We start from the raw sequence: 22,607 nt of genomic DNA, 5'->3' as shown, positions 1-22,607 counted from the left end.
ATATCAAGATGCTAAAAATCAAAATGCAATTCACAACCAAAACCCACGGCGCCCCTATCAAATAAATTGCCAACCTGCAATTAAATCAGTTATAGAAAGCCTTGAGCAGAGTGGTTTGATTTTAGAATTAAGTGAAAAAGCTGAAATAATTATCTCTTCTATTTGTGTCAAAAAATTTACAGCAGATCCAATAGAGGAATGGAGAGAGAACCTCAAAGGAATCTCTAAAAAAAATACATACCGCAACAATGTGACATGCTTTGCTTTCGAAGATATCGCAGAAACTCTTAAAGACTACTTTACTATAAATAAAGACAAGCCTCCTAATATATATAAATATAGCAATGCTATATTTGTAAAAGGAGCAGGCACTGCTTATGCAGCAGATTCAGGAATTGCATTAAAAGGCTCATACCTACGAAGAATGCCGAACGGCATGCAGGCACCACATTGTAAGAACTTTTATATTGAGCCAAGGTGGCATTGGGACGGGATTGAAGAAATCAAAAGAGCCATATACATTCCATTCACCTGCTTTGATAATTTCGGTCACTTTATCACTGAAACATTATCTTTCCTCTGGCCATTCACCCGAGAATCAAACATATTGGAACCCAGCATGGTTATGCTAAGTGGCCAACACAATCATTCGCTGGCAAAAGAAGTTTCAAAATTAATCAAAGAATCTGGACATTATCCAGTTTACGAAGACAGCCTACCAAATATATGCATGGTAAGAGAAATGACGATACCAGATTCAACATTTAGCTTGCATAACAGCATATCAAATGCATATTTCAGTACTGCTCAAAAGTTTGGCTCCTTAGTACTAGAAAAACGCCAAATGAACAGTAAAATCCTAGATTTTATTTATATATCCAGGACAAAGTTAGCGAGCAGTCAGCGATTAATTTTAGGGGAGGAGGAGATTGAAGATTACCTATTGAAAAAGGGATGGAGTATATTGAATCCCCAACAAATACCCCTCGAGGAGCAGTTATTTTATTATTCACATGCTAAAGTAATTGCTGGATTTGAGGGGTCTGCATTTCACTCACTTGCCCTATGCAACATCTCTGGCAAAACAAATCATTCAATTATTATGCTTGGTGACCTTTTATCGCCAGATTACTCTATGCAATTCTCTTGTCAAGGAGTAGATGGTTCTTACTTGTATTGCACAACAACAGATCCATCAACAAATAAAACAAGCAATCACCTTGCAGCTCGAACATTACTTGATACCCCAGAGCACATAGCTTCAATTGTTCACGCAATCGCCAACAAAAAGTTTGAAAAGATGCACTCTCATGACTAAAAGTTTAGACCTAGGGTGCGGACTCAATCCGCAGAATCCGTTCAAGGCGAACGAGTTATATGGTTTAGATGCAATTAGAGAGGCCAATATTGGCGGTGATATAGTCGAAATCATAAAAGCAGATTTGACTATAAGTCCGATACCATATCCATCTGATTTTTTTGATTATTTGACAGCTTTTGATTTTATAGAGCATATACCTAGGCTGATATACATAGATTCAGTCGCAAGGTTGCCATTTATAGAATTAATGAACGAGATATATAGAGTTTTAAAAGATGGTGGTATTTTTTATTCATTGACTCCTGCATATCCAAGTCCCAAAGCATTTCAGGACCCAACTCATGTAAATATTATTACTGAAGACACATTTAATATGTACTTCTGCGGTACGCATCCCTGGTCCCATGCCTATGGATTTAACGGGCAATTTGAAATGATGTCTCAGCAGTGGCAGGATCAATCCCATCTTTCTTGTCACATGAAAAAACTATCAATACACACAAAACTACAGATATTATAGAAATTCAATAATTAAACTTTAAAAGTTAACGCTGCCTTTGCATATATGTCAAGTGATGCTCCGATAGATTGGAAGCTTGAGAGAAGAGATCAAAGGGTCAACTTATTATTATTAATGGCCAACTGAATATAGCCATTAATCGAAAGTGGGTCTAGCCCTACAATGCCAAGATCAAAGAAACCATTGGATTGCAGCTCTCTGTAGGTATAATCTCCATAGAAATTCGATGAACCAAAAGCCATACTAATTAACTGTGTTAAGCCATACTTATTATTACCTATTATGAAACTTTCGATTGCATTATATTTCCCTTCTATACCCTGAGGATCAATCAGAAGCAAGCTTGTGGTGGCATCAGCTGCATATATATCCCGCTGATTAACTCTAATAAACTGGATATTATCAATACTGCTTCCTGACATATTAACTGTATCTAAGCCATCGCCAGCATCTAAAATAACAGAAAAGACACCTTGTGGAACAACATAAGTATCATCTCCAGATCCACCAGTAAGAAATGAAGGTATTCTCCTGGTTCCATCAGCACTTATTTTTGATTGCCCTGTTATTCTATCACTTCCCTTGCCTCCATATACAATTTCTCCTCCTTGGCCGGTAATAATATCATTATTTATTGTGCCCATTAGGGTCTTCAAGCTACCAATATTCTCAATTTTGGCTGCACTAGCAACGGCAACTGTGCCATTACCATCAAGGTCGATTTCAAATTCTGTTTCTAGTTGTTGTCCAATACTAGAACTTGCTTCATCCCATAGGCTGGAGCTTTGCCAATTCCAGTTGCCATCAAGTTTCCACAAATGCAAACGATTAGCTGCTGTATTTTTCCATAGCACTTGATTCACTCCATTAACTGTTTCTGCTGCTAGCACACTCCAATCATTACCATAGATACCTTGATAAATCTGGTTACCATCTTTTTTTATTGCATAGTTTATTGCACCTACTACTTTTGATTGGGCGCTATATTTATTACCCAAACCCTTCATTAATTCAATTGCACCATTATTCTCAATTTTAATTGCGCTAGCAACACTCGTATCTTTAATTGCAACGGTTGCAGTAGCACCAACCTGCTTAGAAGCAGAAAGCGACAAATCAGGAGTAGTGTCTGTAACTTTTTCAGATCCCCTGGCATCAGTACGGCCGAGCACTTGCACAGCGAATTTGAGAGGACTATTAGCTGGAATTGAACCAACTGCATTTTTACCGTAAGCTTGATCCGCGGGGATGCTAAGAATTAACACATCGCCTACATTCACTCCCAATAGACCAATGTCCCAACCTTTAATTACGCTACCTGCACCCAGTTGAAAACTAAACTGAGATTTCTTACGATCAAATATATTTTGATCAAAGACGGTGCCATTAAATAACTTTCCAAGATATCGCACATAAATTGTATCACCAAACTTAGTTGGTACGCCACTAACATCAATAAGATAACTTCGCTCTACTCCACTGCTAAGTTTTTCAACAGGAGAAGTAGTAGAAAAGAGCTTGATTTCTAGTGCTTCTGTTCCCTCAGTAGAAAAATCATTTGCAATAGTAAATCCTAACGATAGCTTACCATCAGTTCCAACTGTTCCAAAATCATATGTATCACTAAGAAAACCAGAAGAAAAATCGTTAAAAGAAATGCCCGCACCGCTCAACGAATAGTAGAGATTCGTTCCTGGAGCCACGCTAGTTGTTGAAATATCAACATTAATAGTTTCACCTTCATTAAGGGAAGAGGAAGTAGCAACATTATAAGTGGGTAAATTTACTAGATTTTCATATTGTTGATAGGCAGTATATGTATCTAACTTATTATCGGCCCAATCAGAATTTGAGCCAACAGTTCGCCAAACCATCTCCTCCCCGTCAACCCTCCGAATACGACCATTTGCAATATCTTCTGTAAGAAAATAAATACTATTATTTGATGAATCATTAAAGGTCAGAATTTCAACATCATCAAATGCTGTTACAGCAAGCGGGCTCCCATCCTCTTTGTCGACAACAGTGAATTTCGTATAACTAACTTCGTTAAATTTCTCTCTTGAAAATATTGGATTGGAAGTTAACTTGCTACCCGTTAAAAGCAATGTGTCTGTGCCTTTTCCGCCCGAGATAATAACTGATGCATTATTCGTCATATATGCATATGCACTTATAAAGTCACTGCCATCACCAGCATCAATATAATCTGATTTATGAGTTGAAGATTTTGTTCTATCAAATCCCATTATTCCAGATGAAATATTATCATCGCCCGATTCTCCTAAGATCACAAAGCCATCGTTATTAGGATAGCTTTTGTTCAGCTCATACGTACTAACCCTATCAATACCAGAAGTTCCAGTGTAAGTATAATGACCTGGTATCTCGATTTTTTCTGCCATTAGCTATCAAAATTTTTTTTATTATAACCACCATTGTAGACAAGAATTTGTATATTTAATTAAGATATATTGCAATTAGCATTGGGCGGCCTGATCGCCAAAGGCGCCTGAAATTAAAACAGTATTTATTTAAAATTATTCAACAGATCCGTTTTTACCGCACCCCAATAAACCATAAATCTAAAATTAAGATTTAAAAGTTAGCAACACCTCCATTTTTAAAGAATTTAATTTCACACACGCTGAGTTACCATCAACCCATAAGCCATTCGATATATTAGCTTTAATTCTCAGTATTAGCGCAAACTGTTTGCCAATGCACAATACGCTTACCTACCAMCCACTAATAATAGAKTGGTATTAAGTATAAATAGCTTGCTCATAACGCTCYAATAGCTGCGTGGTTGCATCAGCTTTCCCATTTGATATTTCGTTTGTAGAATATTGCGCTTTGGATCTCGATATTGCTTGTGCCATAAGTAATTCCGCTAATGCTTTTGCATCACCGGCTGCAAATTTATTACCATTTGTTCCTTCTAAAATTGGTTCAGCCAAAGCGCCAATATCACTGGCGATCACCCAAAGCCCTGCACTTAAGGCTTCTCGGGTAACWAGTCCATAGCTTTCAGGCCAGATAGAAGGTGCTACCAACACATCCTGGCTTGCATAAAATTCYGCCATCTGTTCCATCGGTGCAGGTGGCTTAAATAACACAGTTGTGCCATTCCAATTCGCTGTGTAGCTATCGCCATCAGCAAGGCTGTGGTCGATCACCGTTACCACCACATTGGGCAGGGGTTGAAGCAGAATTGCTGCCCGCAAAACTGGATAGCCCTTATGGATTGCCATCCCACCCACATGGCATATCCGCAATGGCTGCTCAGCCGATTGATGCACCCGCKCCTTCGCCAACATAGGCGTGAAGYTATTCTCGAGAACGCTTACTTTTGTGATACCCGCCTGCCTATATAGAGCAGCAAATTGTTCYGATACAGCCCAACAATCTGCCGCATTTATTAATATCTGCTCTAAATCCTCCCTACGTTTAATTGCAGCCTCAATCACATCATCTTCTTCCAGGCTAACATCAGTAATGTGTTTGGGACAAATCTGCCCCGTCGAAGTCAAGATAAATAGTCTTATTAGAACTCGGATCAGAGGCAAGATTAAACACTTCTGCATCGGCTATGCCCGCTATGCCAACCCCAACGCTGGGGCGAAAATCGTAAGCAAGCGCGAATTCGACATCGAGTTGCTCGTCTGGTATGTAGCTTCTATCTTGTAATGATCCGGCATGGTCGATCAAAATTTTTCCGCTATCAGTTTCTGCTACTATCCTCCGCCGTTGTTGGGTACTGACAACCCCATCTCCAGTCAGCAGGACTGAAAATAACTCCCCTTCATCATCGTGTGTGTCACTGCTATTAAGCAATCCATCGAGATAATGGCCCAACTCTTCTGTGAGCACGGCAACTACTTGAGCTAAACTTGCCCCAGCCAGCCAATCCTGGTTCAGATAAATCGTGCCGGTGGATGCGGCATAAGCCCCAGCGGCTCCCGGCATCGAGCTGGCTGGTAGCAGTTCAATCGGTGGTAGTCCGCTGAAATCACCCTTGCCCCACTGGGCGATCAGCTCTTGCAGGGCTGATGGTCTACTTCTCAGGTTTAACGCTTCTAGGGCTGCCGCCTCCAGCAGGCCGCTAGTCGCCCACTGGCCTAGCTGCCCCCTCCATTCGCTTTCGAGGGCGTAGAAATTATCTGTGCCTACAGCGGTTGCCATGATCGCTTGCCGGAATCACTACGGATTGCGTCTCTAGCAAGGCGCTAAGTAAATATAGCGTAGATATAAGGCATATTTAAGGCATTCCAGAATATGCAATATCTGCATAAAGCGACTGTCTGACGCAGTGGCCCCTGTTGGCGTCAGGCTTTCATTGTGAAGCTGGCCTCAAGGGCTGACGCAAGGCAGCCGATTTATTGCGTTGGGTCGGCTATTTGCCTCCCTTGGACTGGTCGGGGCTGCCCCTTGACCCCAGCAGCCAGCGGTTGCTTTAGATCCAGAGCTGCTCGCTTTGATCCCCTATTAGGTGGCTCGGGCCGACTGTGGCCGAACAGCGGACTACAGAAGTATCGACTGATCACCACGCCATCAGAGGAGCAAAACCCATGTTCATCAGCCGTCGTTAAACATTCTGCCTCGACGGGGTTGAGGGGATGTTGCGATGAGCGGCACGCAAGCGCGATCAGCGGGCCAGGCCAAGAAACACCAGCAACGAGCGATTTAGCCGCAGCAGGTTGTCATCCGCCAGGCGACCGATGCATTGGCCCAGACGGCTTTTGGGGACGGTGGTGACTTTGTCGACCATCAGGCGGCTGATTGCTTTCAGGCCGTTCTCGGCGGTGGGGTCTACCGCGATACGAAACACGGGGAGGTCAGCGGGATCGGTCGTGATCAGGCACACCGTCACCGAATCTCGGGCGGCAAAGGCATCGTCCTGAACAATCACCACAGGCCTGGGCTTGCTGGCGTAGCCGGGGCCGCCGGCCATGGTCCAGAGCTCACCGCGCTTCACTGGCTGTATTCGTCATCGGGCCATTCATACACCAAGTCGATGAAGGCCTGGATCTCGGCCCCCTCCTCGCTGGCATTGGCCAACAAACACTGCCGCCGCGCCTCGGCGGCAAATTCAGGCGCATGCACATCCGGCACCCAGATCTGGATCGGCCGCATCCCCTGGGTTCGTAGCCGTTGGCGGTGCTCCCGCACCTTGCGGCGGTTGCCGGCGCGGCGCGCCTCCGGAGCGGCTTCAGGTCCCATGGCGGCACCCCAAACGGTTACATGTCACCCTAGCCGGAGCAGGCGGTTCATGCCTGGCCGAACTGCGGCTAGGTGCTTAGCCAGGATCGGGCTCCAGGCCCAGGTAGAGGCGCAGGCCCGCATCGATGGCGGCCAGCTCCGCTTCGCTCACCTGGCCGTAGCGACGGCGGATGCGTTGTTTGTCGATCGAGCGCAGCTGATCCACCAGGGCGTAAGAGGGCTTGGTGAGGCCGTTGGCGCCCGGGGCCAGGGGCGGGTAGAGGGCACCGGGAGCGGGCGTTCCGGTGATCGGAACCACGGCCAGCAGCGGAAAGCGCTGGCTGGAGTTCACCGCCGGGTCGCTCACCACCAGGCAGGGCCGGGTGCCGCGCTGCTCATGGCCCAGGGTGGGCTCCAGATCCACCAGCACCAGGCTGCCCCGGGGCACGCTCATGGCTTGATCTCGGGGGAGCCGGCGTGCTGCCAACCCGATTCCGGTCGCCAGTGCACCGGCTCTCCGGCGCTGGGATCGAGCAGGTCGCTGTCCCCTTCAGGCAGGGCCTCGGCCCAGTCCGCCAGGCCAAGGGCCGCAGTGGCGGCGCTGTCGGGATGGGGAGCCTCCAGGGAGCGCAGTAGTTCGAGGCGCTGGCGCCGCTGCAGTTCGTGGCGCACGGCCTCGGCGATGAAGCGACTGCGGTTGGCCTCGATGCGGTCGATCCCGGCGACCAGCTCGGACGGCATGGTCACGGTCACCCGTTCAGCAAGGGGACTGGGGCGCGCCATGGCCGGGAAAAAGTATGCAGATCAGTATGATCATATCCACCTGCTGATGGCAGGTCGGGGCCTAGAGCAGCAGATTGACCGGCGGCGCCGGTGTCACCGATTTAGGCACCACGCCGTCATGGCCCTGATTCACCAAGAGGTAGAGCACCGCCCCCCGCTGGAGATCCTGGCCGAACTGCGGGCGATTGAGCCGGAGATCCTGCAGGGGATCGAGGAGTTGGAGGGGATGTTGCGATGAGCGCACATATGGTTCCCAATTTGGCTAAACCATCACCAGGCAACACGATTCCAGCTTACAAGCCATTAAGGGTTGGAATATTCCGGCAGATCCTCAAAGATGTGGCCGAACATACCCACCAAACATTGGAGATGGTACTGGAGGCACTTGGTTGAGCATGTTGCCTTCGTTGGACAACTAGAGCTTGTCCTCTGAGCTGATGAGATTCCAACAGTCTTCGAGCAACATCGCGGGCGATTTCCAGGGTTTCCGCCACCGTGCGACCCTGAGACACCAAGCCCTGGATGGCCTCCGAGGTGGCCAGATAACCACCCTCCGGCAGCTGTTAACCATGCAGCATCACTCAGGATTCAGACATCTTTGCGCTGTTGAGCGTGATATTCGGAACTTAATCGCTTTGCTCCTGAGGCCCCTTGACCGGAAGGCCCCATGGTGGCGCTAGCCTGGACAGACTTCCTGTACAGCTCCATGGCCATCGAAACCACCTACACCACCGCCCGCGACCAGCTCAAGACCCTGATGGACCGGGTTGTGGAAGACCGGGAGGTGGTGATGGTGCGGCGCCGCCAGGGGGGCGATGTCGCCTTGGTGGCAGCCGACGAGCTGGAGGGCTTGCTGGAAACGGCTCACCTGCTGCGCTCGCCCCACAACGCAGCCCGGCTCCTCTCAGCCCTCGAGCGCGCCCGCGGCGACAGCCTTCCTGCCCTTCGTTTGGAGGATCTTGAGGCCCAACTGCAGGCATGAGTGCCCAGAGAGAAGCGGTGGGCCATCCGGAGTTTCTCGAGGACCTGCAGCACTGGATCGAAACCGACCGCCGCACCGCTCGCCGCCTGCTGGAGCTGATGAAGGCCGTGTTGCGCGATCCGTTCAGCGGCATCGGCAAACCGGAGCCGCTGAAGTATCTCGGAACAGGCGTCTGGTCGCGCCGAATCACCCAGGAGCACCGCTGCGTCTACCTAGTGAAAGCTGACCGCACCGAGTTTCTCCAGGGGCGCTACCACTATTGATGCAGGGGTGCCATGGCTGGTTGTGTTTCTGATGGATAACTTGGGGCTTAATATCTATCTCTGCATGGCTTGTTCGTAGAGCTTGGGAAGCTCCAGGAGAAAGCGTCTGGATAATAGTTCTACTCTTGGCTGACTCGAAAACGATCTTGTTCCGTGGGCCTGGGCGGCCAGTGCATTGGCAAGCGCTTGGGCATCGCCTGGCGGAAACTTATTACCATTCACCCCCTCTTCAATCGGTTCAGCGAGGGCGCCGATGTCGCTGGCGATTACCCAAAGGCCGGCGCTGAGGGCTTCGCGGGTTACCAGGCCATAGCTCTCTGGCCAGGTGGAGGGTGCCACCAACACATCTTGGCTGGCATAAAACTCGGCCATTTGCTCCATCGGGGCGGGGGCCCTGAATTGGATCGGTGTGCCATTCCAGCTGGCCGTATAGCTCTCACCTTCGGCGAGGCTGTGGTCGATCACCGTCACCACCCCATTGGGCAGGGGTTGGAGCAGAATTGCCGTCCGCAGCACTGGATAGCCTTTATGGATTGCCATGCCCCCCACATGGCAGATCCGTAGCGGCTCATCGGGTAGGCGGGTTGGTCGAATGCTGCCTTGCATTGGCGTCCAGTCGTTTTCCAGCACCGTCACATCCCTAATGCCGGCCTGTCGATAGAGCGCTGCAAATGGTTCTGAAACGGCCCAGCGGCCAGCAGCCCTTGCGAGGATCTCCTCCAAATCATCGCGCCGCTCGAGGGCAGCGGCAGTTTTCTCAATGGATTCATCAGCAGCATTGCTGATATGGCCTAGGGGGTCGGCCGGATCTACAGCCTGGCCTTCGTTGCTAATCAAAAATTGCAAGGGGCTGAGCCACCAGCCGTCATGGAGGCTCACCACATAGGGAATTCCTAGATCATGGGCCACCACAAGCGGTGCAGCAGTGATGATTTGCAGGCAGTGAGCATGGATTAGATCAAAGTTTTCCTGGGCCAGCCACCAGCGGCAGAAGTGCTCAACTTCACCATCATGGTGCCAGCTCCAAGGTTTGCCAGGCAGCCCTAATCTCACCACCTTGGCCCCCTGCCACTGGTGGATATCCACCGCAATGCGATTATCTAAAGGCAGGCCTTGCCAGGGGTCGTGGTCTACACATAGCACTGTTACTTCGTAGTTATCACCGGCTTGTTCAATTACGGTCTTTACTTGATCCTGGGCTACCCGGGTTGCCCCACCCACAGACTGGGGAGCAAAAAATACATTGATTACCAGTAGCTTGCGCCGCCGTGGTTCAGGCGCATTCCCTGGGGCTGGAGCAGCTGGGGCAGGAGCAGCGATCAGGGGTTGCCAGAAACGGCGCTCCTGGTTGCTGGCAAACAACTGTTGAGCTCGCTCGTGGGCCCGCAGGGCCAGTTGCTGGCGGAGTTGCGGTTGGTCGATCAGCTGTTGGATGGCCGCTTGCCATTGGTCGGCCCCCCTTGCCAGCAGCACATCCTCGCCGGGGCGCAGGATCTCCCGGTAGGTGGCGGTGGGGCTCACCACGCTGGCCAGCCCCATCAAGCTGTATTCCATCCATTTGATGGCGCTCTTGGCGTCAGTCACGATGCCGGGCTCAAGCACCGCCAGGCCAATATCAGCTTGGCCCAGTTGTTTCAGGTAGCTGCTGTAATCACTGAAGGGCTTACAGCGGATGGCCTGCCGATGGTCGTGGAGTTCTTCAGGCACGCTGATATGGCCGATCAGATCAAGCCGCAGCTGCGGGTTGGCCCTGAGCAGGGCGGCAAGGGCCGGGGCCAGTTCTTCATTCCAGGCCTGTTTATGGGCCAGGGTGCCGCTGGCAAATACCAGGCGCACAATTTCAGCCTTGGAGCCCAGGGTGGAACTGGCTTTCTGCCAAGCCTGGCGTTTTCCAAGTTTTTTTAGGTCAGCTGGGGCCAGGTTTGGCAGCACCATCACGGCCTGCCCCCCCCGCCGGGCCAGCTGCAGCCAGCGTTCCGCCAGGGTTCGGGTGGAAACAATCAGGGCATCGGCCTGGTCCATGGCCCGCCGAAACAGGGGCACATCCAGGGCCAGCCCCCGGTGCACCTGTGGGCCAATCGTGCCGCCGTAGGAGGCCAGGGGCGGTGGAAAGTTTTCGGGGTCAAAGATCAGGTCGTCGATGTCATAAAACACCGGCAAGCCTGCGCGTTTTGCCCGGGCCATGAAACGCAGCACCGGATAGGTGGCCGGTAAACGGCAGATGATCACGGCCTGGCTCCAGAGCAGCAGATCGGTGCATACCCATTCGTTCAACTTTTCCGCAAATAAAATCTGCACCTCACAGCCCAGGGCTTGCAGCTGCTGTTGTTTCTGCTCCACCCGATAGAAAAAACACTGGGGAAGATCGTTGGCGGCCACCAGCAGCCAACGGCGCCTGGGTTGGGGGCTGGCGGGCCATGGCCCCATGCCATCGAGATTGGTGAAGGCCACGCTGGCCTGGCAGAGCTGATCAATGGCCTGATCGCGTAGGGCCAGGGCCTGGGGGAGCAACCCCGCATGCTGGGCCAGGCGGTCGGGGCGCTCCAGGGCGAGGCTATTCAGCTGCCACAGGTGGTAATCCAGCCGTTTCAGGGGTAGGTGCTGGCGTGGTTCGCTTTGCAGGCGCCGCGCGCCCTCCCCCAGGCAGCCGGGCAGGTTGCGTTGCAGATCGAGCAGGTTGTGGCTTGCCTGGCTAACCCTGGCGGAGGCCTGCAGGAAGGGCAGGCGGGGGTCGTCGCTGGCATCGAGGCTGAGCAGCTCGGCCGGGCTTCTCTGCTCAAGGGGGTCCAGCAGTCTTTKCTGCTCTGCCCCTGGGGGCATCACCACCTTCAGCACAGCTTGCAGGGCAGCACTGAGCTGCGTCGGCTGCTGGTTACTAAACAGGGGGGCCAGGTATTGGCTCCAGATAAATTGCTCTAGGGCCGTGCTGGGTATCCAGGCCAGTTCCCGCAGTTCCGCTGGCTCTTCCCCCAGGGCCGCTAGCAGCAGTAGGGCCGGCCGGCGCGGCAGGGGCCGGGCGGCGGCCCCAAGGCCTGCATGGTTTTCTGCTAGCTGCCGGGCCAGCACCAGGGCCGCTTGCCTCTCGCCGGCGAGGGCACAGCTGGCGGCCGCTGCTAGCCATTCCTGCAGTATTGGGTCGGGGGGCTGTTGCCGGGCGAGCAGCTGACCCATGGTGAGGGCGGCTTCAGCTACGGCCCCCCTACCCAGGGCGGCCCTTACTTGGGCAAGGGCATGGTGGGCCTGGAACCAGGGGAGGCTGTCATCAAGTTGAAGAGCCTGCTGGAAGCAGGCCTGGGCGGATTCGTTGTCGCCCAGTTCGAGGGCCGCCATGCCCTGGGCATGCCAGCCGTAGGCGAAGCCCGGCGCCAGGCTGGTGCAGCGCTGTTGGGCTGCCAGGGCAGCAAACCAGCGGCCGGCTTCCGCATGGCAGCGGCCCAATAGGTGTTGGCTATAGGGGAAATGGGGGTGCAACTCCACGGAACGTTGCAGCAGCTGTTCCGCCTGGGGCCAGAGATCCTGTTCCCATAGCCCCTTACCTGCCATGTAGGAGAGATAGGCCTCCTCCACACTGCTAATAACACCACTGCTGGCAAGAGCTTGGCTTGCCACCTCCACAAGGGTTGCCCACTCTTTGGCGGCTTCAAGCGGTTGTAGTTCTTGTTGCCACTGTTCCAGCCCCAAAAGATCGGCGGCCATGGTGGTGATTGGCGTAGGTAGGCTTGAGCCGGTCAACTAGTAAACAATATGCAGCCCCAAACCAAAGCCCACCTGTTGCTGGAGCTGCTGGTTGAAGGGGGCTGGACTGCCCAGCAACTTACCGCTACCAGCAACAGTGATGGGGAGCTCCTGCAGGCCTGCCTTGGGGAAGTGATTGGTTTGCGGGAGGCTGGAGATGCGGAGCTCAGCCTGCAACTGATTGATCAAGCCCTGGCCCTTGGGCTCACCTCCCCCTGGTTCCAAGACAACCGTGCGCGGGCGCTCCTGGCCCTGGGGCAGCGGCAGGAGGCCCTGGGCCTCTGGGTGCAGTTGAGCCGGGAGCCAGACCACCTGGTGGCTGCTTCCGCGGTGGCCATGCTTATGGAAAATGCCGATTCAGCCGCCGAGCAGGGCCCTCCCCTAGGGGAGGCTTCCTTAGTGACCTTCGGCAGCCTCACCACCGAAGCGCCCCCCGAAGCGCCAGCAGATGAGCTGCGCACCGATCAACAACTTCAGGCTTTAAAGGAAGTAATTCGACTGCGGGAAGAGGGCCAATTGGAGGCCTCCCTCGAGCTAATTGATGCGGCCCTAGCGGCAGGGGAAACAGATCCCTGGTGGCTTGATAACAAGGCTCGCGTGTTGGTGGAGCTAAACAATTATGTAGAAGCTCTGCTGCTTTGGGAGCAATTGAGCGCCGCAGCCCATGGAGATGCCTGGCTGGGGCAAGTGGCCCAAGAGATGGCGGCCCTGCAGGGCCAAACGCTGCTGGCGCCCCTGCTCAGCTTGTGTGAGCAGAACGGCTGGCAGCCCCAATATCTCGGTACAGATGACCAGCCCCTGCTCCGGCAGCTATTGCAGGAATTAAGTGCAAGTCGTGAGCTAGGTGAGGCCGAGTTGTCGTTGGCTTTGGTGAGCAAAGCCCGCGACTTGGGGTTCGAATCCCCCTGGATAAACGACAACGAAGCCAGGGCTTTAGTAAATCTGCAGCGAGAAGCGGAGGCCGTAGCCCTCTGGCGCAACCTGCAGCTCAGTAACGATGCAACCCTGGCCACCATGGCCGCAGAGATGCTGGTGAAATACGGACCGAAAGTGGAGCGGCGGGAACGGCTCCAGCAGGCTGAACAGCTGCTGGAGCAGGGGGATGCGGCGGCGGCGGAAGCCCTGCTGCTCACGGCCCTGCTGCAGGACCCAGACCATCACGGCTACCGCCAGCTGCTGCAGCGGGCCTTGGCAGCGCAGCTCGGGGTGGACTATGGCGGCCAGCTGGGCCCTGAAATCAGGGAGCGGGAACTGCGGCTTGAGGGCCATGCCCGGTTGTTGGCGCTGGTTGAGCGGCGCTTGGGGCTCATCGGGGTCAGCGATTGATCAAGTCAGCCAGCAGCCGTTCGCTGCGCAGTTCCAGTTGCTCATGGCTATCGAGCAGTTGTTGTTGACGGCGGGATAGCAGGAAGTAGTGCTCTAGCTCCTCCTGCACCTGGTGGAGCTGCAGCAGGGTGAGTTCGGCTTCTTCGCGGACATCGGCGAGCTGCTGTTGAGCTTCAGCGAGCCCATTACCGGTAACGGCTAGTTCATTGTTGGCTTTTTCCAACTCAGCTTGGATTTGTGGTACCTGTTCCTCCAGCTGTTGATTGCTGGTTTGCAGAGCATTGATTTGCTGTTGTTTGTTTCGATCCGCCAGGAAAAGCTGCTCCAGCTCCTCCTGCACTTGGTGTAATTGCAACAGCGTTTGCTCTGCTTCTTCGCGGGCTTCGGTGCAGGGTTGCCACCAGGCCGCCAGCAGTGCCCCAGGGGATAGTTGGGACTGCAGCCGCGCTAGATAGTTTGAATCGGGCGAGCCACCGGCCAGCTCTGCTTTGAGCTCTAGGTCCAGATAACTATCAAGCAGCTTGGGCTCCGCCTGCAGCAACGGTCGGATCAGCAGGGCGGCAAGCAGGTTGGGCTTGGGCATAAATCCAGGGTCCGGCAGCAGGGCCGCCTGGTTGCTTAGCCAGTCGCTGAGCCCATGGGGATTGAGGCCAGCCACCCGCCAGCTGGCCAGCGGAGGGCGATCGGTGGCCAGGCCCAGCAGTAGCTGGTAGCCCTGGTGCAGGTTTTGCCATTGGGGAGGGCTGGCCTGTTGTTGGCGCCAGGTGGCGAGCACCGCATCTGGTGCGTCGTAGAGGAGTAACGCCCCAGGGGGTACCGCTTCTGGATCTCCAGGCCACATCTCCAAGCCAGCCCGCTCAAGTCCTAGCAAGCAGGCGGAGGGTTGAGGAAAGGGGGAAAACCAACAATGGCGCAACGGTGGCTCAGCAGCTACTGGCAGGTTATTCATTCCTTCTTTCAGCCACAAGCTTTAGACTAAACATAGCGATCTAAGTTGAATCTCAAGACTGCAGATAGTGCGCTGGCTCTGTCACTGGAATTCGGCATCTTGCCGGCAAGGGGTCTCCAAGAAGCTGACCATCGGTTTAAGTTGTTATTAGTATTAATTTGATCGCATGGCTGCAGCGGTAGCAATGCCAGAGCTGAGCGTGGTGGTGGGAGCACCGGCCATGGCCTCGGCTTTGCCGGCTGGTCAAGTGGTGGTGGTAGAGGCGGAGATAGGGCGAGCCAGGGCACTGAAGCAGCAGCTAGAGGAGCTGGGAGCAGTTGATCGAGTCCTGGTGGTAGCAGAAGTGCTCACAGCCGAGCATGGCCAAGCTGTGCTGTGGCATCGGTTCAACGACGGACGTTTGGACGGCCCCTGGCCCCTGGAGCACTGGCAAGCCCAATACCCAAATTTGTTGGCTCAGCACTTTGAGGAACGCAACGGGCGCTGCCTGGCGGAGGTCCTGAACGCATGGCAGCGGAAGGTATTAGCCGAACTGGGCGATCGGCAAAAGTCGATAATCACCCTGGTGCTGCGTCAGGGTGATGCTTTGGCAGCGTTGGCTGGATGTGGGCCATGGTTCAGGGGTGTGCAATCCGTGCAGCTTGATCACCCGCTCACGGGTCTTGCCAACCAGGAAGCGGTGGCGAGCTGGTTAAATCAACGGGGCTTCTCCCCTGCGGAGGGAAATGGGTTGCAGTGGCAGCGCAACCCCCTTGGCACGCTGAATCTCGAGTTGGAAGAGAGCCGCCAAAAGATTATGCAAATGGAGGAGCAACTCTCCTGCCATGCAGTGCGCTTGCTGTTGGCTCAAATGAAGAACCTGGAACTCACCGCTGAACGGCAGGAGCTTGCTGGGCAAATGTTTGCATTAACTCAACAGCGAGATGATGCGATTCTCAAGATAGATCAACTTACTGCTGAATGTGCTCAGTTGTCCATTGGAAAGGATGCGCTTATCAAATAGATAGATAGCTATTCGGCTGAATTGGTTGCTCTCTGGGCTGAGAAAAGCGACTTGTAGTTTAATGCTAGGGACTTGCTTGATACTTTCAAGAGCCCCGAGGTGTCGCCTGCCTGGTGCGGCTTTTAGGTCACTGGATGCTATCAGTGATCGGCATAAGCCAGCGCCCTAGTGAAAGCAGTCGGAGATTGCTCTATAATCCGAATCTCTTAATGGCCCAATGGATCCCCAGGCTGCCAAAGCAAGATGGCAGGCCCTGCTTCGACATCGGGGCTGGGAGCCCCACTTCCTGGATGATATTGAGCCTACAGGAGCTTTGGTTGATGAATTATTGGATGCATGTTGCAGAGAGTGTATTGCTCTGCGAGAGGCCAGTAGGGCAGATCTCAGCCTGGCTTTAATTGAAATAATTGAACTTGATGGATATACTTCCTCCTGGTTGAAAGACAATAGGGCTAGGGCTCTTCTCGCCCAGGGATTTTTGGGCCAGTCCGTGTACCTTTGGGAAGAGATCAAGCGGATTGAGCCGGTAGGAAGCGAGGCCCGCAAGGTGGCCTCAAACATGTCAGTAGAGGTAAGTGCTGAAATTCTTCATCGACTTCAAGTCCATTGCGATCTAGACGGCTGGGTAATCCAATCCTTGCATCCTGCGGGAGAAGGCACACTCTTGGAAAAAATTATTCGAGAGGCCATCTCCCTGCGAAAATCCCAGCGGCTCAATGATTCGCTGGGACTATTGGAGGCCGCCGAAGCCCTTGGGGTTCACTCCGGTTGGATTGTCGATAACAAAGCAAGGGTTTGGCTGGAGTTGGGACAGCCTGCCAAGGCTGCTCGGACTTGGGAAGAACTGCGCCAGCAGAAAGACGACTATGTCCTTCAAAAAGCTGCTGAGAGCAACGAGAGCCTTGCTTGCTATCAATTATTGAAAGAGCTTGATAGATTTAGCTCTAAACAGGGATGGAAGGCTAAATATCTAGCAGATAAAATCTTTACTGCCCAGGAGGCAGAGCTTGCTTGTCTTAAGGAAATCATCTCAGCAAGGGAAGCAGATTTGCTTGATCTGTCGATTTCAATGGCTGAACATTGCCAACTAATGGGAATGGAGTCAGGTTGGCTGCTTGATAATAAAGCTCGAGGCTTGATTTTACTAGAGAGGCGCCAGGAAGCACTGCAAATTTGGCAGCAGCTGAGCAGTGATTCCGATGAAGCTCTATCCGCTATGGCGCGAGAGATGCTTGAACTTAATCGCCAACACCCGCAATTAAACTACTCTGGCAGTGGATCTCGTTTGATTAATTGTATAGAACAGATTCTGCAATTCAGTGATGGTCGGCTGCTTGTGAAGGGCAAGTCATCCGATACGCTAACGGCAACTGATCTTTTAGTGCTTGATGCTGATATCACCCTGACCCCTACATTCTGGAAGTTCCTGGCCAGGCCGCATTTCGTGGCGGAATTTCCAGGCACGGTTTCTACTCCTCAGATTTGGATGAATGGAGTTCGCAATCAATCCGTTCCGATTGATCTAAGCCAGTTCCCCTGGCCCCAGCGAGCTGAAATTCTGTTAGAGCAGCTTGACTTAGAAAATCATCCCACCCATCAGGCCAATCAGCTTTTAGGAAACCATCTCGGATCTGTTATCAGATCTCTCCATCCCAGTCCTGAAGAGCTACTTGTGGAGATCAGCCACTGTGAAAACTTTGGCGCCAAGAGCCGTCAATCGGCTATGGACCATTCCATTCCCCGGATTTCGATAATTATACCTTTGTTTGGGCGATTGGATTTACTTGAGGCCCAACTCGTAGCCTTGGCCACCGACCCGGAACTATGCAGTGCTGAAGTAGAGCTAATTTACGTAGTAGACGACCCTGATCTATTAGAACCAGTTTTGCACTGGTGCCGCCGCACTGGAGGGCATCTCGGTTTGAGCTTCACCGTTTTGGGGCTGGATCGAAACCATGGCTTCGCAGCAGCTTGCAATACCGGTGCAGCCCATGCCAGGGGAGAAACCCTGGTGGTAATGAACTCAGACGTATTTCCTAAAAATTCGGGCTGGCTTTTTCACTTAGTTGAGCATTTGAATAACAATCCATGGGCTGGTATATTGGGCACTATTTTACTTTATCCGGATGGAAGTGTGCAACATGCAGGCATGAGCTCAGTTCCCGCTGCCGCCTTCGGTGGCCTACGCCTAAATCGCCATCCTGGCAAGGGACTTTCTGCTCAAGTTTATCAAGAACCGGTGCAGGAGGTGGAGCTTCTCAGTGGTGCATTGCTCTGTCTCCCTAGAGCTTTGTACCAGCGCCTTGGGGGGTTTAGGCAGACCTTTATTCGAGGGGATTTTGAGGATTCAGACTTGTGTCAAAGGATCAAGGAAGAGGGTTTTCTCTGTGCTCTTGCTACGGACGTGCAGCTCTGGCATGGGGAACGTCAGAGCTTTGCCGGTCGAGAAGTTAAGGGGGCAGGGCTTCAGATCTGGAGAGTGCTGGCCAATGCCTGGCTTGCCCAGGATGGACGGCGATGAAACAGCGGGTTGTTGTGATGGCCCACGGCCATCCCAAATTTAGTAAGGGCGGTGGTGAGCATGCCGCCCATGCCCTGTTTCGTGCCCTTAATCAGCAAGACAATTTTGAAGCTTGGTTCGTTGCCACGGCTCCGGAGAGGCACTTGGCCTTCGGGGAAGACCTCGGCAGTCTCAATAGTAAGGAGTTGCTGATTCGCAGCGGCAGTTGTTATTTTTTTAATAACTCTGCCATAGAGCTAGACTCAAGCAGTGGCTTGATGCAATGGTTCCAGCAGGTAAATCCCACTGCGATTCACCTGCATCATTTTATAAACCTTGGAGTTGAGTTGATCCTGGCCCTGCGGGCAGCATTCCCAAAGGCTCGGTTTATTCTCACCCTGCATGAGTTTTTGCTTTTATGTCCTTTGAGGGGGCAATTACTACGTCGTGATGGTCGATTATGTCAAGCTCCAGATTTACACGACTGTCTCGTATGTTTGCCAGATCGCAGCGCCAATGATCTATTAATGCGTCAAGTCCGGATGCAGGCTTTGCTCACAAGTGTGGATCATATGATCTCACCTAGTGAGCATTTGGCTCAGCAATTTCTGCGCTGGGGTGTTGACGAAAGCATGATAAGTGTGATTGAAAACCCCCTTGGGGATGGGCTTGAATCGAAGGGATTCTGGTTCTCAAGTGCTAAGGAAGCCAATTCAGTTTCCCAGCGTCAAGCTTCTCCCGGTAGGTTTGCCTACTTCGGCCAGATCCATCCAGCTAAGGGGCTTGATTTAATCCTTCAGGCCCTCAGGCTGGCCTTGGTTGAAAATCCACAACTTCAGCTCACTATCCATGGCACGGATATCTATGGTCCGGCCCATCCAGATCCAATGGTTGCCAGGCATTTTTCGCATATTCGTGCTGAGATAAGGCTTCTACAACCCCAAGTGCTGTTTCATGGTCCCTATGACCCTTCGGAACTGCCGGCGCTGATGGCAGAACAAGACTGGGTGGTGATGGGTTCCCGCTGGGGGGAGAACTCCCCCGTAGTGATCCAAGAGGCCATGCGTCAGCGGCGCCCCCTCTTGGTGCCAGGGTTTGGAGGTATGGCGGAAAAAGTGAGGCCTGGGCTGGATGGGTTCCATTACACCCCTAGGTCTGCATCGGCCCTTGCCTGCACCATGCTCGAAGCTGCTAGCAGCCGTGAACGCTGGCTAGAACTGGTGTCCACTCAAGCAGCTGGACCCGACGACAATGAAATTATCCATCGCCATTTGAATCTGTACTACAATACGCGGGGTTTGTGAATTGAATAAGTCTAGCTTCTGACGGCACACTTAGGCCGCTGAGCCTGGCGAAATATAATTGGCTGGGGATTCATGGTTCGAGACTTTTCACAAATAACTTCCGTGGCTGTGGCCCTATTTGGGATAGTTCTTGCGGCTAACACCGCAAGGGCAGAGTCATGGCAATTGGTTGATAGAGAAAGTGGAGTTGCTGCTCCATCGGTAGCCTGGCAAGAGGTAGAAAATCCAGCCGCCGCCGGTGTAGCCCAACCGGGAACCTGGCATGCGGTGGAAAAAATAAATAGTTGGCCACAGGTTGGTTCCATTCAGGCTGCTTCTGAAGATGCTGTGGCGCCAGACAAAGTTGAGTCTCCAAGTAACAAGTCTTTGCCTGCTCGGCAGTGGTTAAGCGGTAACGGTCGAGTGCCCTATTGGAATGCTGACTGGAAGCCGCAGATTTCTAATATCGTGCCTCAGGCCTATGGTCCAAGGGGAGTTATGTTTAGCGTAGGGGTGCGTGCAATTGATTGCACTACTGGAGCAAACTGTAGGGATCGTAAGGGCATGAGTTATTCACGATACTTTAATGAAAAAGGTGACGCCTATATCGCAACTACCCTGGGATTTGGTGATTCAAGTAAGTGGCTAGGCATAGAGATTAACAATATGTCTCAGGGCGTAGCTTTTTCTGGTAAGCGCGCTGGTGATCCCTTCCTTGGCGGCAACATGACTGGATTTTCCATCAGCCGTAATATCAGCCCAGATACGGCCATCAAGATTGGCGTTGAAAATATGATTCGCTGGGACCCGAAACAGGCTGATCTGGGTAAGAATGCATATGGAGTAGTGAGTCAGCGCTTCCGGCTGAATGGTAATAATGATCCAGAGCAATCGCTTTTTTCAAATCTGTTTATAACCCTGGGGCTGGGTAATGGTGAATTCAGGCCGGTAGACAAGGTGATTGGCGCTCAGATCCAGGCCCAACGTGATGCCCATTGCTGGACCTGGGGCTATATTCCACCTGGGGGAATTGATTGCTCTGCAAAGGCTAAAAGTAATGCCCTGCTCAAGGGCACTGAATATGGGCAATTCTATCCGATTGGCTCTGTGGCTTTAATGCTCTATGATTCAGTTTCACTGATTGGTGAATTCACAGGGCGCAACCTGTATGCAGGGGCCAGTGTGCAGCCAATTCGTGGTTTTGGTTGGACCATAACTGCGATGGCTGAAAATCTGCTTCCTAACAGTGATTATGGTCGCAATATTCAATTGGGTGTGCGCAATATTCCCAGCAATTTTGTGTATCCGCCGAATGTCATAATCGACACTCCGAAGTTTTCTATACAGACCAACCTCAATATCAAGTTCTGAGTTTTATGCTTCATGCTGGTCAGCTTGATCCATTGCGGCAACTGGCCCCCGATTTAGCGGAGGGTTTTCATTCTCTCTCCATGGCCAACGTAGAGGTTCGCTCAGTATTTGTAGCTAGTAATGTTGAAGTTGTGCTGGAATTGCCAGGGCTCCAGGTTCTAATGAATGGGCCCGGTCACTGCGAGGGTATGCCTATTGATCGGGAGATGTTGCATGACGTGTCATCGCAACAGATTCTGTTGCAACCGGAACGTATCTACCGATTGCGCCAGGYCATGGTTGTTGGCACTGATCTAGCCCTAGGTGGGGGTGGGGAGCTAATTAGTTCTGCTGGACTCATAAGTAATGATGGCAGCGCCAAGCTTCTTCAGGAAGCCACAGCTGCACACCATCACCATGGCTGTCTTTTTTGGAGTGATTCCGATGGATATCGGGTGCTCTTTCAATCAATGGCTCCCCACGAACAGTGCGAACAACGTGCGATTTTTCTTCCAAATCTTGAGCCCAACAACTATGGAAGCTTTCTTCTAAGGGTGTTGCCATGCTTGTCGTTATTGGCGGAATCCCGTTTCCCCTATGACCTAATGATTGTTCCCAGTCGCACGGCTTGGTTGGTGGAAGCCCTTGATATCTTGGGTTTGCAGGGGATTCCAGTCCTGGAAAGCCAGGAGATAGCTGGCTGTATTTTTAGGGAGCTTCTTTATATAGATGCTTCCACAATTGAGGGATTCTGGAATCCCTATAGTTACAAACGAACCATGCAGCAGTTGCTTCGTGGTTGCGCTAGGCAGCCTCAGCCTGCCATTGCTGAGCGTCTGTTTGTGTCTAGACGCTTGTCGCATCGTGCCCGCCCTTGGTATAGGCCGTTGATAAATGAGGCGGATTTAATCATCAGTTGTAAAGAACGTGGCTATGTGGTTGTACATCCTGAGGCCCTCAGCTTATCTCAGCAAATATTGATCTTTTCCAAGGCGAACGCCGTGATTGGTCCTAGCGGATCTGGGTTGTTAAATAGTATATTTTGTTGTKAAGGATCCGTTGTGTCAGATCTAGAATCATTCCACTTTACTTTGCGCCAGCATGCCAAGGCCTATGCAAGTACTGGCAAGGCTTATGGTTTTGGTTTTGGCCTCTTCACTGGCGAAGATCCGGATGTGCCTCCATATATGCGCTCTTGGCAGGTGCCACTACCCATCGTTGGCTCCCTGCTTAATTGGATGGAATCCCGATTGAATATGGCTTAGTGTTTATCTTTAGCTGATACTAGAATAATAGTCTACTAGAGAAATCAATATAGGGCACCTCGAAAAATTGATGTAGCCTTAGATAGAGGTTTGGTTTGAGTTATAATTCTCTGAGATAATTGACT

The 22,607-nt window shown here is 52.2% G+C and carries 20 protein-coding genes; 11 read left to right on the top strand and 9 right to left on the bottom strand.

The genetic code is table 11. From position 1 onward, the window contains the following. Together C7K08_RS08900 and C7K08_RS08895 are read left to right on the top strand one after the other, a co-directional pair. The coding region (locus C7K08_RS08900; RefSeq protein ID WP_133165202.1) for a glycosyltransferase 61 family protein at nucleotides 1–1,318 on the top strand (1,318 nt) is incomplete at its 5' end. After that, nucleotides 1,311–1,841 carry a class I SAM-dependent methyltransferase gene (locus tag C7K08_RS08895; protein ID WP_106500283.1) on the top strand — a complete coding sequence of 177 codons (531 nt, stop codon included), beginning with the start codon at nucleotides 1,311–1,313 and terminating at the stop codon, nucleotides 1,839–1,841. The genes C7K08_RS08900 and C7K08_RS08895, both read left to right, overlap by 8 nt. Nucleotides 1,842–1,930: 89 nt before the next feature. Here the strand turns inward: C7K08_RS08895 and C7K08_RS08890 are convergent, their stop codons facing one another. From C7K08_RS08890 to C7K08_RS08860, 7 genes are all read right to left on the bottom strand, one after another. Then, complete coding sequence (locus C7K08_RS08890; RefSeq protein WP_133165201.1) at nucleotides 1,931–4,246, bottom strand: FKBP-type peptidyl-prolyl cis-trans isomerase; 2,316 nt, start codon at nucleotides 4,244–4,246, stop codon at nucleotides 1,931–1,933. Between the two features lie 360 nt (nucleotides 4,247–4,606). Then, entirely contained in the window at nucleotides 4,607–5,143 is a 537-nt protein-coding gene (locus tag C7K08_RS08885; protein ID WP_161955858.1) for a glycosyltransferase, read from the bottom strand. Nucleotides 5,144–5,333: 190 nt separating this feature from the next. After that, on the bottom strand, nucleotides 5,334–6,026 hold the full coding sequence (locus tag C7K08_RS08880; protein ID WP_106500280.1) for a hypothetical protein: 693 nt from the start codon (nucleotides 6,024–6,026) through the stop codon (nucleotides 5,334–5,336). A gap of 463 nt (nucleotides 6,027–6,489) precedes the next feature. Beyond that, complete coding sequence (locus tag C7K08_RS08875) at nucleotides 6,490–6,819, bottom strand: type II toxin-antitoxin system PemK/MazF family toxin (RefSeq protein ID WP_106500279.1); 330 nt, start codon at nucleotides 6,817–6,819, stop codon at nucleotides 6,490–6,492. Then, nucleotides 6,816–7,064 carry an antitoxin MazE family protein gene (locus tag C7K08_RS08870; RefSeq protein WP_106500278.1) on the bottom strand — a complete coding sequence of 83 codons (249 nt, stop codon included), beginning with the start codon at nucleotides 7,062–7,064 and terminating at the stop codon, nucleotides 6,816–6,818. Before C7K08_RS08870 ends, C7K08_RS08875 begins: the two co-directional genes overlap by 4 nt. Before the next feature lie 76 nt (nucleotides 7,065–7,140). After that, complete coding sequence (locus tag C7K08_RS08865; protein ID WP_106500277.1) at nucleotides 7,141–7,497, bottom strand: type II toxin-antitoxin system PemK/MazF family toxin; 357 nt, start codon at nucleotides 7,495–7,497, stop codon at nucleotides 7,141–7,143. Further along, nucleotides 7,494–7,826 carry a CopG family ribbon-helix-helix protein gene (locus C7K08_RS08860; RefSeq protein ID WP_106500276.1) on the bottom strand — a complete coding sequence of 111 codons (333 nt, stop codon included), beginning with the start codon at nucleotides 7,824–7,826 and terminating at the stop codon, nucleotides 7,494–7,496. The genes C7K08_RS08865 and C7K08_RS08860 overlap by 4 nt, the downstream gene beginning before the upstream one ends. Here C7K08_RS08860 and C7K08_RS08855 point away from each other — a divergent pair. From C7K08_RS08855 to C7K08_RS08840, 3 genes are all read left to right on the top strand, one after another. Beyond that, the gene (locus tag C7K08_RS08855) at nucleotides 7,825–8,064 is read left to right on the top strand and encodes a hypothetical protein (protein ID WP_106500275.1); all 240 of its coding nucleotides are present in this window, start codon (nucleotides 7,825–7,827) and stop codon (nucleotides 8,062–8,064) included. The genes C7K08_RS08860 and C7K08_RS08855 overlap by 2 nt on opposite strands. Nucleotides 8,065–8,493: 429 nt before the next feature. Next, on the top strand, nucleotides 8,494–8,808 hold the full coding sequence (locus tag C7K08_RS08845; protein ID WP_341272150.1) for a type II toxin-antitoxin system Phd/YefM family antitoxin: 315 nt from the start codon (nucleotides 8,494–8,496) through the stop codon (nucleotides 8,806–8,808). 17 nt (nucleotides 8,809–8,825) lie between these two features. Next, nucleotides 8,826–9,071: a Txe/YoeB family addiction module toxin gene (locus tag C7K08_RS08840; RefSeq protein ID WP_241537169.1), complete on the top strand. Its 246-nt coding sequence runs from the start codon at nucleotides 8,826–8,828 to the stop codon at nucleotides 9,069–9,071. A gap of 54 nt (nucleotides 9,072–9,125) precedes the next feature. Here C7K08_RS08840 and C7K08_RS08835 read toward each other — a convergent pair whose 3' ends face one another. Next, nucleotides 9,126–12,803, bottom strand: coding sequence for a glycosyltransferase (locus C7K08_RS08835; RefSeq protein ID WP_106500272.1), 3,678 nt, complete (start codon nucleotides 12,801–12,803; stop codon nucleotides 9,126–9,128). 12 nt (nucleotides 12,804–12,815) lie between these two features. Here C7K08_RS08835 and C7K08_RS08830 point away from each other — a divergent pair, with 12 nt between their 5' ends. Beyond that, the gene (locus tag C7K08_RS08830) at nucleotides 12,816–14,132 is read left to right on the top strand and encodes a hypothetical protein (protein ID WP_106500271.1); all 1,317 of its coding nucleotides are present in this window, start codon (nucleotides 12,816–12,818) and stop codon (nucleotides 14,130–14,132) included. Here the strand turns inward: C7K08_RS08830 and C7K08_RS08825 are convergent. Continuing rightward, nucleotides 14,122–15,081, bottom strand: coding sequence for a hypothetical protein (locus C7K08_RS08825; protein WP_106500270.1), 960 nt, complete (start codon nucleotides 15,079–15,081; stop codon nucleotides 14,122–14,124). The two genes, C7K08_RS08830 and C7K08_RS08825, sit on opposite strands and share 11 nt — an antisense overlap. Nucleotides 15,082–15,247: 166 nt before the next feature. On the opposite strand from C7K08_RS08825, the gene C7K08_RS08820 reads away from it, so the two are divergent. The 5 genes from C7K08_RS08820 to C7K08_RS08800 all read left to right on the top strand — a co-directional run bounded on the left by C7K08_RS08820 (nucleotide 15,248) and on the right by C7K08_RS08800 (nucleotide 22,482). Next, entirely contained in the window at nucleotides 15,248–16,084 is an 837-nt protein-coding gene (locus tag C7K08_RS08820) for a hypothetical protein (protein ID WP_106500269.1), read from the top strand. A 313-nt stretch (nucleotides 16,085–16,397) separates the two neighbouring features. Beyond that, nucleotides 16,398–18,605, top strand: a complete 2,208-nt coding sequence (locus C7K08_RS08815; RefSeq protein ID WP_161955856.1) for a glycosyltransferase family 2 protein — start codon at nucleotides 16,398–16,400, stop codon at nucleotides 18,603–18,605. Beyond that, complete coding sequence (locus tag C7K08_RS08810; protein WP_106500267.1) at nucleotides 18,602–19,888, top strand: glycosyltransferase; 1,287 nt, start codon at nucleotides 18,602–18,604, stop codon at nucleotides 19,886–19,888. The genes C7K08_RS08815 and C7K08_RS08810 overlap by 4 nt, the downstream gene beginning before the upstream one ends. Before the next feature lie 72 nt (nucleotides 19,889–19,960). Further along, complete coding sequence (locus tag C7K08_RS08805; RefSeq protein WP_206603828.1) at nucleotides 19,961–21,238, top strand: hypothetical protein; 1,278 nt, start codon at nucleotides 19,961–19,963, stop codon at nucleotides 21,236–21,238. 5 nt (nucleotides 21,239–21,243) lie between these two features. Then, nucleotides 21,244–22,482 (top strand): glycosyltransferase family 61 protein, encoded by a 1,239-nt coding sequence (locus C7K08_RS08800; protein WP_106500265.1) that lies wholly within the window; start codon nucleotides 21,244–21,246, stop codon nucleotides 22,480–22,482. Nucleotides 22,483–22,607: the final 125 nt, after the last annotated feature.

The organism is Synechococcus lacustris str. Tous (genome assembly GCF_003011125.1).
GTDB lineage: Bacteria > Cyanobacteriota > Cyanobacteriia > PCC-6307 > Cyanobiaceae > Synechococcus_D > Synechococcus_D lacustris.
This window is presented reverse-complemented; position numbering and strand designations above follow the sequence as displayed.

What these genes read in the sequence shown, in the direction of transcription:
- C7K08_RS08895 (WP_106500283.1), top strand. Translation starts at nt 1,311, where the DNA reads ATGACTAAAAGTTTAGACCTAGGGTGCGGACTCAATCCGCAGAATCCG.
- C7K08_RS08890 (WP_133165201.1), bottom strand. Translation starts at nt 4,246, where the DNA reads ATGGCAGAAAAAATCGAGATACCAGGTCATTATACTTACACTGGAACT.
- C7K08_RS08880 (WP_106500280.1), bottom strand. Translation starts at nt 6,026, where the DNA reads ATGGCAACCGCTGTAGGCACAGATAATTTCTACGCCCTCGAAAGCGAA.
- C7K08_RS08870 (WP_106500278.1), bottom strand. Translation starts at nt 7,064, where the DNA reads ATGGGACCTGAAGCCGCTCCGGAGGCGCGCCGCGCCGGCAACCGCCGC.
- C7K08_RS08865 (WP_106500277.1), bottom strand. Translation starts at nt 7,497, where the DNA reads ATGAGCGTGCCCCGGGGCAGCCTGGTGCTGGTGGATCTGGAGCCCACC.
- C7K08_RS08855 (WP_106500275.1), top strand. Translation starts at nt 7,825, where the DNA reads ATGGCCGGGAAAAAGTATGCAGATCAGTATGATCATATCCACCTGCTG.
- C7K08_RS08860 (WP_106500276.1), bottom strand. Translation starts at nt 7,826, where the DNA reads ATGGCGCGCCCCAGTCCCCTTGCTGAACGGGTGACCGTGACCATGCCG.
- C7K08_RS08845 (WP_341272150.1), top strand. Translation starts at nt 8,494, where the DNA reads ATGGTGGCGCTAGCCTGGACAGACTTCCTGTACAGCTCCATGGCCATC.
- C7K08_RS08830 (WP_106500271.1), top strand. Translation starts at nt 12,816, where the DNA reads ATGCAGCCCCAAACCAAAGCCCACCTGTTGCTGGAGCTGCTGGTTGAA.
- C7K08_RS08825 (WP_106500270.1), bottom strand. Translation starts at nt 15,081, where the DNA reads ATGAATAACCTGCCAGTAGCTGCTGAGCCACCGTTGCGCCATTGTTGG.
- C7K08_RS08820 (WP_106500269.1), top strand. Translation starts at nt 15,248, where the DNA reads ATGGCTGCAGCGGTAGCAATGCCAGAGCTGAGCGTGGTGGTGGGAGCA.
- C7K08_RS08810 (WP_106500267.1), top strand. Translation starts at nt 18,602, where the DNA reads ATGAAACAGCGGGTTGTTGTGATGGCCCACGGCCATCCCAAATTTAGT.
- C7K08_RS08805 (WP_206603828.1), top strand. Translation starts at nt 19,961, where the DNA reads ATGGTTCGAGACTTTTCACAAATAACTTCCGTGGCTGTGGCCCTATTT.